This window comes from Halomonas sp. 5021 (genome assembly GCF_036663435.1).
Classification (GTDB): Bacteria; Pseudomonadota; Gammaproteobacteria; order Pseudomonadales; family Halomonadaceae; genus Vreelandella; species Vreelandella janggokensis.
Map to the genome: position 1 here is coordinate 30,541 of NZ_JAXOVU010000008.1, position 15,424 is coordinate 45,964.

Sequence of the window (15,424 nt, forward strand, 5' to 3'; positions counted from 1 at the left end):
ACCTACCCGGGCAAGTAGAAGACGCGATGGCGGATCTCGCCATCGTCTTCCACTGGTCACCGGAGGACTGCGCCGGTTTTAGCCTGCGCGAGCTAATGGAATGGCGCGAACGAGCGCGTAAGCGCAGCACACCAACGGAAAGCGGGAGCCAGCGTGGCACGCGATCTTAAACTTCAGGTAATTCTCAACGCTGTTGACCAGGCCACCCGCCCGCTGCGCTCCATCGACCGCGCATCGGCGGGCGCCTCCCAGGCCATGCGCGAAAACCGCGACCGCCTGAAGCAGCTGCAAGCCACGCAGAAGGACGTCAGCTCCTTTCGTACCCTGTCTCGCCAATCCACCGATACCGCCAGCGCGCTACGCGAGCAGCAGGACCGTATCCGCCGCCTCTCGCAGCAGATGCAAGATAACCAGGGTGACACCGCCGCCCTCACCGCCGAGCGCCAAAAGGCCATCAGCCAGGCCCGCCGGCTGACCCAGCGCTACGACGACGAACGCCAGAAGCTGCACCGGCTGCGCACCTCACTGAAAGACAACGGCGTCAGCACCGGCCAGCTCGCCCGCGATCAGCGCCGCCTTTCCAGCGATATCCGCCAGGCCAACACCGTGGTGGATGAGCAGCGGCAACGGCTGAAGCGGCTGGCTGAGCAGCAGCGTAACGCCGCCCGCGCACGCGGCCAGTACGACCGCGCCATGAGCATGCGCAACAACATGGCCGGTACCGGCGCGGGCATGGCGGCCAGCGGCGGTGCGGCCCTGTATGCCGGGGCACGCCTGCTTTCCCCTGGTGTGGCCTATGGCGAGTCGATGTCTCGCGTGCAGGCGCTGACTCGCATGGACGCAGACGACGAACGCTTCCAGGCGCTACGCCAGCAGGCGCGGGAGCTGGGGGCCTCCACCGCGTTCAGTGCCGGGCAATCCGCCGACGCGCAAGGCTACCTGGCCATGGCCGGGTTTGGTCCGGAGGCGATCCAGGCCGCCATGCCGGACATGCTCAACCTCGCCCTGGCCAACCGCACGGATCTCGGCCGCACGGCGGATATCTCCTCCAATATTCTCTCCGGCTTTGGTCTCGACCCCGACCAGATGGGCCGCGTGGGCGACGTGCTCACCGCCACCACCACCCGGGCCAATGTGGACCTGGAAATGCTCGGCCAGTCGATGAAGTACGTCGCCCCCCAGGCCCGCGCCATGAACATGTCGCTGGAACAATCCGCCGCCATGGCGGGCCTGTTGGGTAACGTGGGCATTCAGGCCAGCCAGGCGGGCACCACGCTGCGCGCCATGGTCACGCGCTTGTCCGCCCCCACCAGCGCCGCCGCCGGGGCACTGGCAGACCTGGGCGTCAACGCCAAGGACGCCGAGGGCAACCTGCGCGACGTGCCCAAGATCCTCGCCGATGTGGCCCGCGCCACGGAAGAAATGGGCAACGCCGATCGCGCCGCCTACCTGAAAGAGATCTTCGGAGAAGAACCCGGCGCGGGGATGGCCGAGCTAATCGCACAGCAAGGCAGCGCCGGGATCGAGCAGTTTACCGAGATCCTCAGCAACTCAGCTGGTGAGAACGCCCGCGTGGCGAAAACCATGGCCGATAACATCGGCGGTGACCTCAAATCGCTCAGCAGCGTCTGGGATGAAATCGGCATCTCGATCACCGAGACCAACAACGGCCCGCTGCGCGACCTCATTCAGCGCGTCACCGCCATTACCCGTGGCGTAGGCGCCTGGATCAACGAAAACCCACGGCTGGCCGGTACCCTCGCCAAGGTAGCCGCCGGGCTGGCCGTAATGGTTACCGCCGGGGGCGCACTGACACTGATGCTCGCCTCGATTCTCGGCCCCATCGCCATGGTGCGCTACGGCATGGCCCTGGTGGGGCCGCAGCTGCTCACCGCCGGTAAAGCCATGATGTGGCTGGGCGGCGTGTTTCGGGCCGTCTCCATGTTCTTCCTTGCCAACCCCATCGGCATCGCCATAGCCGCGATCGCCGCGGCGGCTTACCTCATCTATCGCTACTGGGAACCCATCAAGGCGTTTTTCCAGGGGCTTTGGCAGCAGGTCAAAGCCGCGTTTAGTGACGGAATTGGTGGCGTGGCCAAGCTGCTGGTGAACTGGTCGCCGCTGGGCCTGCTTTACAAGGGCATTACCACGGCGCTCTCGGCGCTGGGGGTCGAGATCCCTGAGCAGTTCGGCTCTCTAGGCAACGCTATTGTCGGCGGCATCATCGGCGGGCTAAGCGGCAAACTCGGCGAGCTGCGCAACCGCGTCACCGACATGGCCGGTAGCGTAAAAGGCTGGTTTGCCGACGTGCTGGATATCAACAGCCCCTCCCGGGTGTTTACCCAGCTGGGCGGCTACACGGTGGATGGCCTGAACAAAGGCCTTGACGCCCAGCGTGATGAACCCGCCAGGCGTATTCAGGAGATCGCCAAACGCGTCACCCGCGCCGGTGCCGGGCTGGCCCTGGGCACCGCTGCCCTACCCGCTGCAGCCATGCCCGCCATCGAGCAGCCAGCGCCCATTCAGTTTGATAACCGCCCGCCGCTCACCCAAGCCAGCGCCCAAACGGGCAGCGGCTTCAGCATGGGTGATATCAACATCAGCGTAACGCCCGCCCAGGGCATGGACGAACGCCAACTGGCCCAATACGTCGCCCAGGAAGTGGAACGGGCCCTGGCCAACGCCCAACGCGAGAGCCAAGCGCGGCGCCGCTCATCGTTGTGGGATATCGATTAATCCTGATCAGGAAGACTGAATGCCAAGTATGTACCGATAACGAGCAGGACCATGAGACCGTAAAACATTAGAGCAGCACTGTTGCCGATCAGGAAAAGAAGCTCATTATCCTGCAGCGAGTCTCCCATTCCAGTGAGGAAGAAATCGATCATGGCCATTCCCAAACCAGCAAGTAGTGACATTTGGGCATGGCGATGTTTGAACGGCTGCCCTCTGCTCGTAACGCCAATCACAGCACCAACAAATAAGAATAGTCCGTCGAGATTTGCTTCAATGATGATATCCATCGCAAGCGTCTTACTCTCATTTAGAAATGATGCGATGAATACAAATAAGACGATCACCACTGTGGCTAAACCGCCGTAATATCCAACTGAAAGAGATCTACTCATGCTAATGGCCCTAGGTATGTTCGTATTTGAAACCCGCTCCGTCCCCTACCAGGAACTAAAGAGGATCACCGAATGGCGGCACGCCAGCCAATCTCGCGTGGGTGATCGTCCCGCGTTCCAGTACATCGGCCAAGGCGCTGATACCATTAATCTTTCTGGCACCCTGCTACCCACCTTCACCGGCGGGCGGCTCAGCCTCGATGAGCTGCGTGAGATGGCCGACCAGGGCAGCGCCTGGCCACTGGTCGAGGGCACCGGGCGGCAATACGGCCTCTGGGTGGTCACGCGGGTCGAAGAAACCTCCACGCACTTTTTCCGTGACGGCGCCGCGGAGAAAATCGACTTCGTCGTAACGCTCGAGCACGTTGACGATCAGCGCACCGATCTTATCGGCCGCCTGACGCTCTCGGCGGCAGCGCGTTTGGCCGGGGCCTACGCATGAACGCTCTCAATGGCTACCCCCGGCCCAGCTACCGCATCACCCTGGGCGACCAGGACATCACCCCGCGCATCAACGGCCGGTTGATCAACCTCACCCTGCGCGAGCAGCGCGGTATGGAGGCCGACCAGTTGGATATCACCCTCTCAGATCACGACGGCCAGCTGGAACTACCCTCACGCGGCGCGGCGCTGGAGGTCGCCTTCGGCTGGGAGGAAGAAGGGCTGGTGGACAAAGGCCGCTTCACGGTAGACGAGGTGCAGCACAGCGGCACGCCGGACAAGCTCACCCTCCGCGCCCGTTCGGCAGATATGCGCGGCCAGCTTCCCAGCAAACGCACGCAAAGCTGGCACGACATCACCCTGCTCGACATCATCAGCACCATTGCCGCCCGGCACGACCTAACGCCCGTGGTGGCCACACAGCTCGGCGAGCGACGCATCGCCCACATCGACCAAACCGACGAGTCGGATCTTAATTTCCTTACCCGCCTGGGTGAGCGGTTCGACGCCATAGCCACCATCAAGGCCGGGCGCATGCTGTTCACCGTCGCCGGCGAAGCGCTCACCGCCAGCGGCAACCCCATGCCCCGCGTGCCCCTCACCCGCCGCGATGGCGACCAGCACCGCTACAGCATCACCGACCGCGACGCCTACAGCGGCGTAAAAGCCTACTGGAACGACACCCAAAGCGCCGAGCGCCAAACCGTACTGGCTGGCAGCGACGACAACGCCAAACAGCTGCGCCCCACCCATGCCACCGAAGCCGACGCCCTGGACGCCGCCCGCGCCGAATGGCAACGCATCCAGCGCGGCGTGGCAGAATTCGAGCTCACCCTGGCGCGTGGCGATGCGCGCCTAACCCCCGAGGCCACTGTCACCACGCAGGGCTACAAGCCGGAGATCGATGAGACCGAATGGCTTGCGACAGAGGTGGTGCACTCGCTGAATGATGGGGGCTTTGGGACGCAGGTAAGGTGTGAGGTTATTGAGAGAAAGGATAAGAATTCATAGGGAATGCAATAATACTTTGCTAATGCTAAGTTACTAGCAATCCAATACTTATAGAATATTCATTAGGGGATACAATGCCTTTCAGCCAATCTGTACGGCGACAGTTGAGCCACGAAGTAGGCGGTTTTTGTTCAAGGCCAACATGCAATAACTATGCTGGCATAGTTGATGATTCATGTGGACATCCTAACCAAGGTGATGCTGCTCATATAAAAGCCGAAAAACCGGGTCAGGCCCGCTATGATGAAAATCAAAATGAAAACGAGCGCAATTCTGCATCTAACGGCATTTGGCTATGCCCTATGTGTCATCGTCAAATTGACAGATATGAACATTCTTTTACACCTGAACTCTTATACAGTTGGAAAGAAGAAGCAATTAAGCGAATTAAACAAAAAGGGACTGGCAACCAACCTATCTATATTGGATTTGATTGGCGAACTGAGGTTAAGACTGCAATCAGATTTTGTGAAAATATGAAAACAACAATAAACAAGCTTAGTTTACTAAATTTTAATAAGGACTTTCAAAACATTGCGATAGTCAGTGATGAGCTTAGACTTGAAATAGTAAATCAATGTCGAAAATCCATCGCAAACCAGTGGAATAATAGGTCTAGCGACTGGTGCTATGAGGAAGGATTACAGCTACGGCAGCAAGAAATAATACGTATTTTCAATGTACTGGACTCACAACTACCTAAGGGTTATGACAGTACCCCATGCATTGTTGATTTAACAACATGGCAGGATAATGAAGGAAATATACATTTCAACGACCCCGCAGCATCTACAATAGCCTTACTTGTTGAAACTTATAACGATTTCATAAACTATACCAACTCAATATAGTAAATATCTATTATTCACTGTTTTATTGGAACTCCCCAGCCATTCCATGGCCGGGGGTTCTTAATGCCGCATCCTTCTGACGAGCCGGATTCCGTCCCGCGTGCTTCAAGGCGACACCCTCAGAGTGGCAAATTTCTTCTCAGGATGATGTAAGCCATTACCCACAGCGCGTGTAAGAAATCGCTTACACGGCCCAGCACCTCGCCTGCCTGACCACCACCCCCTTGAACTGCTGCGCGTTCACAAAGTAGCCCTGCCCGCCGTTGGGTGGCAACAACCGGCAACGGCTACCAGCGCGATGGGATTTAAACAGTCGGTACTCGCCTTCTATCTCAGCCACCACCAGATCGGCGTGGCCAAGCGAGCGCGCTTCGTCCACCACCAGCACGTCGCCTTCCATCAACGGCCCGCCTGGATGCGCTTCCTCGCTAATCTCCACCAGAAAACAGCTCGGGGTAAATTTTCGCCTGTCCATTTCCGCTACCGCCGGATGATCAATGCCCACCACGGCTGGCCCCAAGTAAGTCACTCGCATTCTCTCCCCCTGTGCTTGCTCGATGTTTGGCGACGTACATTAGCGTTTGCCTGTCGCTTTCCCTGTAGCCAATACTGTATAAATAAGCAGTCTTACACAAGTATCAGGAGGCAAAAATGATCGGGCTGGTGGACTGCAACAACTTCTACGTGAGCTGCGAGCGGGTGTTCAATCCCAGGCTCAACGGCCGCGCCGTGGGCATCATGTCCAACAACGACGGTTGCATCGTGGCCCGGTCCAACGAGCTGAAAGCCATGGGCGTGGAGATGGGCACCCCGGCGCACCATGTCCGCCACCTGGTGGACCGCGGCGAGGTTATTCTCTACTCATCCAATTACGAGCTCTACGGCGATATGTCCCATCGCGTACAAGCCACCCTCGAGCAGGAAACCGCTGGCGTGGAGCCCTACTCCATCGATGAGATGTTCGTGCGCATGGACGGCTTCACGCCCGAGGCGCTGCTGGAACATGCCAAGAGCCTGCACTGGAAAATCCACCGCTACACCGGCATTCCTGTGTGCGTGGGCGTGGCGGCAACCCACACCCTGGCCAAGCTGGCCAACCGCATCGCCAAAAAGCACCCCGGCTACCCGGGCGTGTGTATCTTCCATGCGGATAGCGACGAGGCCAAACACCTGCTGCAACAGATCGAGGTAGGCGATGTATGGGGCATTGGCCGCCGCCTGAACGAGCGCCTGCAGATCCTCGGCATCAAAACCGCCTGGGATCTCCGCGAGGCCGACGCCAAGCGCCTGCGGCGCAAGTTCTCGGTGAACATGGAGCGCACGGTACTGGAGCTGCGCGGCATCAGCTGCTTGGAAATGAACGACCTGCACGAACCCAAGAAGCGCATCATGACCAGCCGATCGTTCGGCCGCCCCACGCCGCACCTGCAAGACCTACAGGGCGCCATTCGCCAGCACGCCCAACGCGGCGCCGAAAAGCTACGCGAACAGCAAAGCCTCGCCCGCGCCGTGTTGGTGTTTCTCAAAACCGACCGCTTCCGGCCCGACCTGCCTCAATACTCGCCCAGCCTAGTGGTGGAAATGGAGCGCCCGAGCCAGGACACTCGCGACATTCTCCACGCCGCCCAGGAGGCGCTACGCAAGATCTACCGGCCCAAATATGGCTACAAGAAGGCAGGCGTGATGATGCTCGACCTGACCGACGAAAATCGCCAGCAGCTCAGCCTGATGGACACCCCGCAAACGGAAGAAGAACGCCAGCGCAGCCACAAGCTAATGGCCACCATGGACGCGCTCAACGAGAAGATGGGAAAGGGTACAGTCCGCCTGGGGCTACCGGAAAAGAACGCCCCCTGGCACCTACGCTGCGCCCACCGCAGCCCCCGTTACACGACGAACTGGGATGAGCTGATGCGGGCGTACACGGATGAGGTGGCGGCTAAAAAATCAGCCTGGCCATGAAGGCAGCGAGGTATTAAAATGTGTTTCAATCATGAAATAAAGAAATAACGCAACGAGGGTGTGCCTACTCGGCCAAGAGACGTTAGAATCCCACCCTTTCAAGAACATCCATCCCGAGAGGGAATTAAGGTTTAAGGTAACGTCATGCCAACAGCAGTGTCACTTTTCTCAGGTTGCGGAGGCTCAGACGCTGGCATCATCAATGCTGGCTTTGATGTGCTGATGGCCAACGATGTGTTGGCATACGCGCAGGCAGTATATGAGCACAACCACCCAGAGACTGACTACCGCTTAGGCGACATCAGCAAAATAGAAAATTTTCCAGATGCTGAGTTATTGGTTGGCTGCTACCCCTGTCAAGGATTCAGTCAAGGCGGCGTTCGCGACGCTAACAGAAAAATCAACACGCTGTATCTTGAATTTGCACGCGCGCTGAGGCAGATACGGCCCAAGGCATTCATTGTTGAGAATGTATCTGGCATGGTGCGTAAAAATTACGCCTACCTCCTCCAGGACCAGGAGCGGGTATTTACTGAAGCTGGTTACAACGTTTCATTCCAAGTGCTTAATGCAGCCGACTTCGGCGTTGCCCAAGAACGTAAGCGGATTTTCATCGTCGGTATACGAGACGACTTTGGTATTGAGTATGAATTCCCACAGCCAACCCATGGCGTGCTGGGCGGCACTCCAAAAAAGACAATTCATGACGCCATCGGTGGAATGCCCGAATGGCCAGAAGGCGAGTTCTACGACCTAGACTTCCACTGGTACTACTTATCAAGAAACCGGCGTAACGAATGGGCAGATCAGTCAAAAACGATTGTGGCTAATCCTCGGCATATGCCGCTTCATCCAATGAGCCCGCCGCTAGAAAAGCTTGAGCATAACGTTTGGCGTTTCGCGCACGATGGGCCAGCACGCCGCTTCAGTTACCGGGAGGCCGCTAAGCTGCAAGGCTTTGGCGACCTAATGTTTCCAGAGCATAAATACGGAAGCATGAGCATGCGATACAAAGTGGTAGGAAATGCTGTACCACCGCCTCTCTTTGAAGCGGTGGCCGAGTCATTGCCAGATATCTGGGATTAATGAAAGGAAGTCGAAAGTGCTTCGCTTATCGTTTCTGTCTTTAAAACTTCTTGAATATCAAGCTGGTACTGCTTTGCAATTCTCATAATCCTAAAACGATCTACTACAATCGACGGTGAGAAATCGGAGTACTTTAGCCAATCCTTTCCATCGTTCGTCAACATAGACTGTGGCATAAAGTAATAACAAGCCCATGCGTAACCGACTCTTAGATGCAGACCAAGCTTGCCAGGAGAAGCTTCCAACATCTTCATACCAAATTCTTCCGCAGTACATCCACATTGAGCAAATGCCATAGGTATGAGGTTTCGTTCATCAGACATAGGGTGCCAAGCGACCAAGTCGAGTCCACCATCACCATAATCTCTATCGCTAAAGTGACTTCTTTTAGCTGATAGCTCTCCTCTTACATCATTAGCTAGCAGTAAAAGTTTGTCATAAAGATGTCCACTGTATCTACTCGATTTATCTTTTCCAAACGGATAAACCATCCACCCTTTTGGCATCAAACATTTAAAAATCTCAAGACTGACTTCTTCAAATGGACCAGTCAGCTCATGGCGACGAGACCGAGGGCAATATCGAAGTGCGGAAGATATTAAAAGCTGTATATAAAAATAATGCCATTCAGTAAGATCTTCTTTTAAATATATTGCCTGCAATTCATCATCAAAATAGAATGGATAAAGATCTTCACCAAAATTACGCAATCTGCTTTTTAAGTGAAGAAATCTTTCATAAGTTTTCTGATGTAGGCGATCATTTACAATCGGGACAGAGTGATATATTTCATCGTGTTCAAACTCATTTATATCTAAGCCCAAGTCATCAGCAAATTCTTCGTCCGATATATCGTCTGCATCATCTCTTGTATCGGTCATTTCCTCCTGGGTTTCCATTAAGTCAGAACGTGAAAAACTTTTATCAGGGTGCACTAAACAACGAAGTTCAATATAGTCACACCATACGAAAACATCTGACAAACGAGGTAACAACGACAACTTAGTGAAAATCTCTTTACTCATCGTCAAGCCGCCCCTGGATTACAGAACGAATACTCTTAGATAAATCAAATATGCTTTGTATTTCATCTCTATGACTCTGGTCAACCTCACCGACAGATGGAAGCGTCTCATAGGCCAAATTAAGTTTCTTTTTAGCTGCCTCTAGCATTTGTGAGAAAGCAACCTGAGGACCTTCTGTCATTAGAAATGCTTCATTAAGATCACCTTTTTTCTTTAAATTAGCGACTGCGTCAGGATTTGCAACTACCGCGGAAAGGTCTTTGAGCTTCCTAGAGTCAGACACTATTGTATTCCCTTGCTGATCTTGAGAGTAGATCCAAGAAAATATATCTCTCAGCTTATCATCATCGACATTTTCGCAAAAAGTATCAACCTTACTATCCAACCCCAAATAATCAGATATATTTCTATAGCCAATTGAAGTGGTTAGCAACGTAAACTCTATACTTTTCTCATTAACGCCGGGCAGATGAAAAAACTCTTGCTCTCTAGCTTTATCATAAAGCTCTAAGCCAGTTAGCATGGTACCAACGTAATCAGACCTACTTCCAATTTCTTTAGCTAACATTTTTAACTGCTGATCTTCTGGTTCATCAGCGTAAATATCTTCTCTCAATTGTTTCAAATATCTAGCTTTAGCTAAAGGACCCCATGCTTTTATTCCCGTAATATGTCTAAACCCTAAATACCTTAAAATCTCCCTTCTTTCCGAGAATACGATGCATGGCACTTTTTCTGGCTTTTGTTCAGCTTCTTCAACAATAGAAATTATTGTTTTCAACCTTTTAGGTATCGCAAGCTCACCATTGAGTAATTTCAACGCAGCTAAACGGCGATTCCCTTCAACCACATAGTATTGATCACTATCATCTATTTGGGCTACCAAAAGAGGCTCACCAGCAAAATAACCTTGAACTCCAATACTTTGCATTATTTCAGCTACACGCTCATCACGTATCATTTTTTCTAAAATAATGCTTTCTTCACCAGATGATATTTCTCTAGGAAAACGCGGATTTTCAGGATCAAAAAATAGTTGGTTAGTATTAATTTCTTTAGGATGAGGAGAACTGGTCATAAAACCCCCTTTTTATATAAACATAATTGAAATACTTAACGACTTCACACAACCCGCCCAATCCGAATCTCACACCGCCCCAGAATCTCCACATCGTGCATATCCTGCGGCTTGATCATCTCCGGCTGGTAGTGGTCGTTGTCGCTGATCAGATACAGCGCGCCGCCCGCCAGGCGCTGTACCCGCTTGATCCGTCTTTCCCCGCTCACCAGTAGTAAAAACACGCCTTCCTGTTTCGGGTCGCGGTTGCTGCGATCCACCAATACCCAATCACCATCGTCCAGCGTGCCGAGCATCGAATCGCCGCGCACTTTCACGCCGACCACCTGGGCCGGGTCCAGCCCCTGGTCGGAAAGCTCTGCCGTGGAAAAGTACAGCGTGGTTTGCACTGGCTCGCCTTCAAAGCTGCGCCCTGCCCCGGCCGCGGCTTCGATGTCGTACATCTTCACCGGCGAAAGATCCGGCGATGGTTCACTTAACGGCAACCCCAATGGTTGCGCGTTGGGTGTGCCTGAACGATGGCCCTTGAGCACATAAAAGATATCAACGCCTTCGTCTGACACTGCCGACAAGTACGCAGAATCAGGGCTGCTAGCGCCTTTCTCATATTTAATTTGTGTCGTTTTACCCACGCCACCGATCTGGGCCAGAGCCGTTTGGCTCAACCCAATCCGCTCGCGTTCTTCTTTCAGGCGCTCGCCAATGTTCATTTTTATGAACCATCCTTATTGACAGGTTCATTTTTGTGAACCATTCTATCGATGTCTTTCAGATCACAACACATAGCTAGGGAGCCACTGCCATGGCCACACCTGCCAAACCTACACCGCTTCACCCCAAAACCGTGACCTATCGCGGCGTCACCGTTGAGCTGGAGCGTTGCCCGCAACGCACTCGCCAGTTGCTGCAGCTGGCCACCGGCGGCGGTAGCCAAACGCTCAACCCGCTGGCGGAAATTGAGGCGCTGGAAGAGCGCACCACCGCCGAGGCGGTAGGCCAACTGGCGGCCACGTTGATCGCCAACGGCCAGCATTCCGACATTCAGCGGGAACACGCGCTGGAAGCGTTGCGCACCCACCTGGATGAGCACTTCGTGCAACGCAAGCTGATTCGCCTGTACCAGCGCTAACCACTGGTTCGCATTGTCTTTCACTTTGTTAAGGAAGCCTAACCCATGAACCGCCCTAACTCCATTACCCCAAAGGCAATTTATGCCCCCAAGGGGTGTAACTGCCCAATCATGGCCCACGTAACCGAGAACGAGCGCGACGACCTGAAGCGTATCGCCCAGCTGGAAATGCGCACGCTGTCGGCCACCGCTCGCATGCTCATGCTGCGCGGTATCGAGCAGTACGACCAAGACACCCTCAGTGCCGAATGACGACCCGCTGCCTTGCATAAGGATGTTTGCCATGTACCAGGACCCCAAACGTGTGCGCTCTCGTTACGCCGCTCTCAATTTGGATCAGTACGAGGCCCGACTGATCGATGCCCTGGTGGATTACACCGGCATCGACCGAGCCTCGCTGCTACGTCAACTGGTGCTGAAAGAAGCACTGGAGACGCTGGGCGTTGCTGATCTCTCCGTTAGCAATGTGCCTCAAGAGGCGTCGTAAAGGCAGGTCTTTTTGAGGACCCCAAGGAGCACTGATGTATGGCTGACCAACCGGCCCGCGGCGAATTACGCCTTCCGCTGAATGAGCAGCTAGAGGACGTGCTGCAGCAGGTATGCGACCAGCAGAACTTATCGAGCCTGGACGAAGCCGCCGAGTGGCTGATGCGTCGCCGCTTGCGCAAAGGCACCCAAGGACTCACCGGCCGAGGCCGCGCCCTTTACCCCATTGAGAGAAAACACTGATGACGATGACCAGCAAACACCGCCTTCCCTGCCCGCACTGTGGCCACAACCTGCGCATTCGCAAAAGCCAGGGGCTAACACCGGTGTACCGCGAGGCGGTCGTGGAATGCCGCAATGAAGACTGTGGGTTTCGGGGCAAAGCGCGCATCGAAGTGTGCAACACGCTGACACCCAGCGACAGCCCCAACGCCCAGGTGGATCTGCCGTTTACGCCCAGGTTGCTTCAACAAGCGATCAAGCAGGCGCAACAGGCATCGTAAACGCCTGACCGGCCCAGCCAATGACTCTGAAACTAAGGAGGCGAGCGTGAATCCATCGCTGCGCCAGGACATTGTTACGCGCTTGATAAGCGATTTTGAGGCCATTGAGCGCGGCCCCTACCTGCAACGGGTGCGCTGCCCGGAGTGCGGGAAGCGCGAGGCGTATATCAATGCCGACGCGCCGTGGATGCTGAAATGTGGCCGGGAGAACAACTGCGGCGCGCAGCTGCACGTGAAAGCGCTGTTCCCTGACCTGTTCCGCTCCTGGAGCGAACGCTACAGCCCCAAAACGGGGGAACAGCCCGCCTCCGCCACGCCGGTGGCGGATGGCTACCTGCGCGATGGCCGGGGCTTTGAGCTTGCCCGCATTCAGGGCTGGTACACGCAAGAGAGCTACTGGAAGCCGGAGATCGGCGGCACCGCCACGGTGCGCTTCGCCCTGCCCGGCGGCGCTTACTGGGAGCGCCTGCTGGATAACCCGGAGCGCTTCGGCAAGCAGAAAGCCAACTTCGTGGGCCGCTATAAGGGCCAGTGGTGGTGTCCGCCCGCGCTGACGCTTAACGACCTGGTTGCCGCCGGCGAGGTGTGGATCGTGGAAGGCATCTTCGATGCCATCGCCCTGTACCACCACGGCATCGCCGCTGTGTCCGCCATGAGCTGCGGTAACTACCCCGATGAAGCGCTCAAAGCCCTGGCGGACGCAGCCCATCACGCAGGCACCAGCCGCCCGGCGCTGGTGTGGGCGCTGGATAACAACCGCGCTGGCCACAACGCCACGCTCAAGCACGTTAAACGTGCCCGGGCGGCTGGCTGGGAGTGCCACGCCGCGCAGATTCCCCACGGTGGCCACGACTGGAACGATGCCCACCAGCGCGGCGAGCTTAATGATGCCGACCGCGAGACCTACCGCTACCACGGCGACCTGCTGTTAGCACCGACCGCCATGACCAAGGCGCTGCTGATGTACAAGCGCCGCGAGCAGCGGGAGTTCTGGTTCGAGTTCAAACGCCAGGTGTGGTGGTGGAAGCTGGACATGGACGCCTTCGACCGTGCCCTGCGTGCCGATGGAGCGGATGGCCACGACCAGGAACAGCTCGACCCGGCGATGCGTGACGCCGCCCTGGAGCAAGCGGGCAGCGTGAAGCGGATCTGCACCTGTTACCCCACGGCGCTGTATTACCAGGCCAACGCGGTCACCGATGAGAGCTGGTACTACTACCGCGTGGAATTCCCCGACGGTCGCCCGCCGATCAAGAACACCTTCAGCGGTGGCCAGCTGGCCAGTGCCAGCGAGTACAAAAAGCGCCTGCTGGGCGTGGCCCCCGGCGCAGTGTGGACCGGTACCAGTCAACAGCTCGACCAGCTGCTGCAGGATCAGATCGGCAACATCAAAACCGTCGAGACCATCGACTTCATCGGCTACAGCAAAGACCACGGTGCCTATGTGTTCGGTGATCTCGCTGTGGCTGGTGGCCGTGTGGTTCCCATCAACAGCGAGGACTTTTTCGAGCTCGGCCCCCGCCGCCAACTGAAAACCCTCAGCCAGTCCGTGGCGCTGCACATCAACCCAGATCGCAAAGCGTTCAGTACCGACTGGATTCCACAGTTGCTCGGCGCGTTCGGCCCTCGGGGCGTGGTGGCCCTGGGCTACTGGATGGGCAGCCTGCTGGCCGAGCAGATCCGCGCCGAGATGGGCAGCTTCCCTTTTCTGGAGATCGTCGGCGAAGCAGGCGCCGGTAAATCCACGCTGATCGAGTTTCTTTGGAAGCTGTGCGGCCGCCGCGACTACGAGGGCTTTGACCCCAGCAAGGCGACCATGCCCGCCCGCTCGCGCAACTTCGCCCAGGTGAGCAACCTGCCGGTGGTGCTGATCGAGTCCGACCGCGAGCAGGAAGGCGGGGCCAAGCAAAAGCAGTTCGACTGGGACGAGCTCAAGACCGCCTTCAACGGCCGCTCGATCCGTGCCCGGGGCGTGAAGAACAGCGGTAACGACACCTACGAGCCACCCTTTCGCGGCAGCATCGTCATCAGCCAGAACGCGCCGGTGCAGGCGGGTGAGGCGATCCAAACGCGGATCTGCCACCTGCACTTCTCCCGGGAAGGCCAAAACAAAGACACCAAGGCCATGGCCGAGGCGTTGGAAAAAGCCGAGCTCGAGCACATCAGCCAGTTTGCCCTTGAGGTCGCCCAGCGCGAGGCCGCGCTGCTGGCCTTAATCACCCAGCGCGCCCGCCGGTTCGCCAACCAGCTGGGCGACGACCCAGATATCAAGGTGCTGCGCATCGCCAAGTGCCACGGCCAGCTGATGGCCCTGGTCGAGTGCCTGGGGCCGGAAGGGCTCGACCTGTTCGACGAGCAGACCATCACCGTGGCCATGGGCCACATCCAACAGATGGCCCGCGAGCGTCAGCAGTCCATCAATGCCGACCATCCCCTGGTCGCCGAATTCTGGGAGGCCGTCGACTACATCGAGGGCCTGCGCGACGAGCCCGTGCTGAACCACTACGGCAAGGGCAGCGACTTGATCGCCATCAACCTGAAGGATTTCGAGCGCACCTGCGCCGAATACAAGCTGCGCACGCCGGAAATGCGCGAGCTGAAGCGGTACCTGAAGAGCAGCAAGACCCGCAAGTTTGTGGATTCCAACCGCACCGTGAACTCCCGCGTCCGCCTCCACGGCGGCAGCGTGAAGTGCTGGGTGTTTCAACAATGAAGGAGCTAATC

At 56.6% G+C, this 15,424-nt stretch carries 18 protein-coding genes; 13 read left to right on the plus strand and 5 right to left on the minus strand.

All coding sequences use genetic code 11. From position 1 onward, the window contains the following. Nucleotides 1-26: 26 nt before the first annotated feature. Both R3F64_RS13340 and R3F64_RS13345 read left to right on the plus strand, forming a co-directional pair. Nucleotides 27-170, plus strand: a complete 144-nt coding sequence (locus R3F64_RS13340) for a GpE family phage tail protein (RefSeq protein ID WP_082925995.1) — start codon at nt 27-29, stop codon at nt 168-170. Beyond that, complete coding sequence (locus R3F64_RS13345) at nt 154-2,736, plus strand: phage tail tape measure protein (RefSeq protein ID WP_332611939.1); 2,583 nt, start codon at nt 154-156, stop codon at nt 2,734-2,736. The genes R3F64_RS13340 and R3F64_RS13345 overlap by 17 nt, the downstream gene beginning before the upstream one ends. On the opposite strand, the gene R3F64_RS13350 is transcribed toward R3F64_RS13345, so the two are convergent. Beyond that, nucleotides 2,733-3,128, minus strand: coding sequence for a hypothetical protein (locus R3F64_RS13350; protein ID WP_332611941.1), 396 nt, complete (start codon nt 3,126-3,128; stop codon nt 2,733-2,735). The two genes, R3F64_RS13345 and R3F64_RS13350, sit on opposite strands and share 4 nt — an antisense overlap. Here R3F64_RS13350 and R3F64_RS13355 point away from each other — a divergent pair. The 3 genes from R3F64_RS13355 (at nt 3,127) to R3F64_RS13365 (ending at nt 5,431) form a co-directional block, all read left to right on the plus strand. Continuing rightward, nucleotides 3,127-3,570, plus strand: a complete 444-nt coding sequence (locus R3F64_RS13355; RefSeq protein WP_332611943.1) for a phage tail protein — start codon at nt 3,127-3,129, stop codon at nt 3,568-3,570. The genes R3F64_RS13350 and R3F64_RS13355 overlap by 2 nt on opposite strands. Further along, a complete protein-coding gene (locus R3F64_RS13360; protein WP_332611945.1) occupies nt 3,567-4,580 on the plus strand; it encodes a phage late control D family protein in 1,014 nt (337 codons plus the stop codon). The genes R3F64_RS13355 and R3F64_RS13360 overlap by 4 nt, the downstream gene beginning before the upstream one ends. A 104-nt stretch (nt 4,581-4,684) precedes the next feature. Continuing rightward, nucleotides 4,685-5,431: an HNH endonuclease gene (locus R3F64_RS13365; RefSeq protein ID WP_332611947.1), complete on the plus strand. Its 747-nt coding sequence runs from the start codon at nt 4,685-4,687 to the stop codon at nt 5,429-5,431. Nucleotides 5,432-5,615: 184 nt separating this feature from the next. Here R3F64_RS13365 and R3F64_RS13370 read toward each other — a convergent pair whose 3' ends face one another. Continuing rightward, a complete protein-coding gene (locus tag R3F64_RS13370; protein ID WP_199283645.1) occupies nt 5,616-5,966 on the minus strand; it encodes a hypothetical protein in 351 nt (116 codons plus the stop codon). Nucleotides 5,967-6,082: 116 nt separating this feature from the next. On the opposite strand from R3F64_RS13370, the gene R3F64_RS13375 reads away from it, so the two are divergent. Further along, nucleotides 6,083-7,393 (plus strand): Y-family DNA polymerase, encoded by a 1,311-nt coding sequence (locus tag R3F64_RS13375; protein ID WP_332611950.1) that lies wholly within the window; start codon nt 6,083-6,085, stop codon nt 7,391-7,393. A 144-nt stretch (nt 7,394-7,537) separates the two neighbouring features. After that, nucleotides 7,538-8,479, plus strand: coding sequence for a DNA cytosine methyltransferase (locus R3F64_RS13380; RefSeq protein ID WP_332611952.1), 942 nt, complete (start codon nt 7,538-7,540; stop codon nt 8,477-8,479). Here the strand turns inward: R3F64_RS13380 and R3F64_RS13385 are convergent. Genes R3F64_RS13385 through R3F64_RS13395 form a run of 3 tightly spaced genes read right to left on the minus strand, consistent with a single transcriptional unit; the run spans nt 8,476 to nt 11,292 of the window. After that, nucleotides 8,476-9,504, minus strand: coding sequence for a hypothetical protein (locus R3F64_RS13385; RefSeq protein WP_332611954.1), 1,029 nt, complete (start codon nt 9,502-9,504; stop codon nt 8,476-8,478). The two genes, R3F64_RS13380 and R3F64_RS13385, sit on opposite strands and share 4 nt — an antisense overlap. After that, entirely contained in the window at nt 9,497-10,582 is a 1,086-nt protein-coding gene (locus R3F64_RS13390; RefSeq protein WP_332611956.1) for a ParB N-terminal domain-containing protein, read from the minus strand. The genes R3F64_RS13385 and R3F64_RS13390 overlap by 8 nt, the downstream gene beginning before the upstream one ends. Nucleotides 10,583-10,626: 44 nt before the next feature. After that, nucleotides 10,627-11,292: an XRE family transcriptional regulator gene (locus R3F64_RS13395; protein ID WP_332611957.1), complete on the minus strand. Its 666-nt coding sequence runs from the start codon at nt 11,290-11,292 to the stop codon at nt 10,627-10,629. Between the two features lie 92 nt (nt 11,293-11,384). Between R3F64_RS13395 and R3F64_RS13400 the strand changes: the two genes are divergently transcribed. From R3F64_RS13400 to R3F64_RS13425, 6 genes are read left to right on the plus strand one after another with little or no spacing between them, the layout of a single operon-like run. Next, complete coding sequence (locus R3F64_RS13400; RefSeq protein WP_199283650.1) at nt 11,385-11,711, plus strand: hypothetical protein; 327 nt, start codon at nt 11,385-11,387, stop codon at nt 11,709-11,711. A 45-nt stretch (nt 11,712-11,756) separates the two neighbouring features. Next, nucleotides 11,757-11,963, plus strand: coding sequence for a hypothetical protein (locus tag R3F64_RS13405; RefSeq protein WP_066317085.1), 207 nt, complete (start codon nt 11,757-11,759; stop codon nt 11,961-11,963). A 31-nt stretch (nt 11,964-11,994) separates the two neighbouring features. Next, nucleotides 11,995-12,198, plus strand: coding sequence for a hypothetical protein (locus tag R3F64_RS13410; protein WP_066317083.1), 204 nt, complete (start codon nt 11,995-11,997; stop codon nt 12,196-12,198). A 38-nt stretch (nt 12,199-12,236) separates the two neighbouring features. Further along, nucleotides 12,237-12,440: a hypothetical protein gene (locus tag R3F64_RS13415; RefSeq protein ID WP_199283651.1), complete on the plus strand. Its 204-nt coding sequence runs from the start codon at nt 12,237-12,239 to the stop codon at nt 12,438-12,440. After that, entirely contained in the window at nt 12,440-12,700 is a 261-nt protein-coding gene (locus R3F64_RS13420) for an ogr/Delta-like zinc finger family protein (protein ID WP_332611961.1), read from the plus strand. The genes R3F64_RS13415 and R3F64_RS13420 overlap by 1 nt, the downstream gene beginning before the upstream one ends. Before the next feature lie 46 nt (nt 12,701-12,746). Further along, complete coding sequence (locus R3F64_RS13425; protein ID WP_332611962.1) at nt 12,747-15,413, plus strand: toprim domain-containing protein; 2,667 nt, start codon at nt 12,747-12,749, stop codon at nt 15,411-15,413. The last annotated feature ends 11 nt before the right edge of the window (nt 15,414-15,424 follow it).

Coding starts and splice junctions, on each gene's coding strand:
- R3F64_RS13340 (WP_082925995.1), top strand. CDS start 27: ATGGCGGATCTCGCCATCGTCTTCCACTGGTCACCGGAGGACTGCGCC.
- R3F64_RS13355 (WP_332611943.1), top strand. CDS start 3,127: ATGCTAATGGCCCTAGGTATGTTCGTATTTGAAACCCGCTCCGTCCCC.
- R3F64_RS13350 (WP_332611941.1), bottom strand. CDS start 3,128: ATGAGTAGATCTCTTTCAGTTGGATATTACGGCGGTTTAGCCACAGTG.
- R3F64_RS13360 (WP_332611945.1), top strand. CDS start 3,567: ATGAACGCTCTCAATGGCTACCCCCGGCCCAGCTACCGCATCACCCTG.
- R3F64_RS13370 (WP_199283645.1), bottom strand. CDS start 5,966: ATGCGAGTGACTTACTTGGGGCCAGCCGTGGTGGGCATTGATCATCCG.
- R3F64_RS13375 (WP_332611950.1), top strand. CDS start 6,083: ATGATCGGGCTGGTGGACTGCAACAACTTCTACGTGAGCTGCGAGCGG.
- R3F64_RS13380 (WP_332611952.1), top strand. CDS start 7,538: ATGCCAACAGCAGTGTCACTTTTCTCAGGTTGCGGAGGCTCAGACGCT.
- R3F64_RS13385 (WP_332611954.1), bottom strand. CDS start 9,504: ATGAGTAAAGAGATTTTCACTAAGTTGTCGTTGTTACCTCGTTTGTCA.
- R3F64_RS13390 (WP_332611956.1), bottom strand. CDS start 10,582: ATGACCAGTTCTCCTCATCCTAAAGAAATTAATACTAACCAACTATTT.
- R3F64_RS13395 (WP_332611957.1), bottom strand. CDS start 11,292: ATGAACATTGGCGAGCGCCTGAAAGAAGAACGCGAGCGGATTGGGTTG.
- R3F64_RS13400 (WP_199283650.1), top strand. CDS start 11,385: ATGGCCACACCTGCCAAACCTACACCGCTTCACCCCAAAACCGTGACC.
- R3F64_RS13405 (WP_066317085.1), top strand. CDS start 11,757: ATGAACCGCCCTAACTCCATTACCCCAAAGGCAATTTATGCCCCCAAG.
- R3F64_RS13410 (WP_066317083.1), top strand. CDS start 11,995: ATGTACCAGGACCCCAAACGTGTGCGCTCTCGTTACGCCGCTCTCAAT.
- R3F64_RS13415 (WP_199283651.1), top strand. CDS start 12,237: ATGGCTGACCAACCGGCCCGCGGCGAATTACGCCTTCCGCTGAATGAG.
- R3F64_RS13420 (WP_332611961.1), top strand. CDS start 12,440: ATGACGATGACCAGCAAACACCGCCTTCCCTGCCCGCACTGTGGCCAC.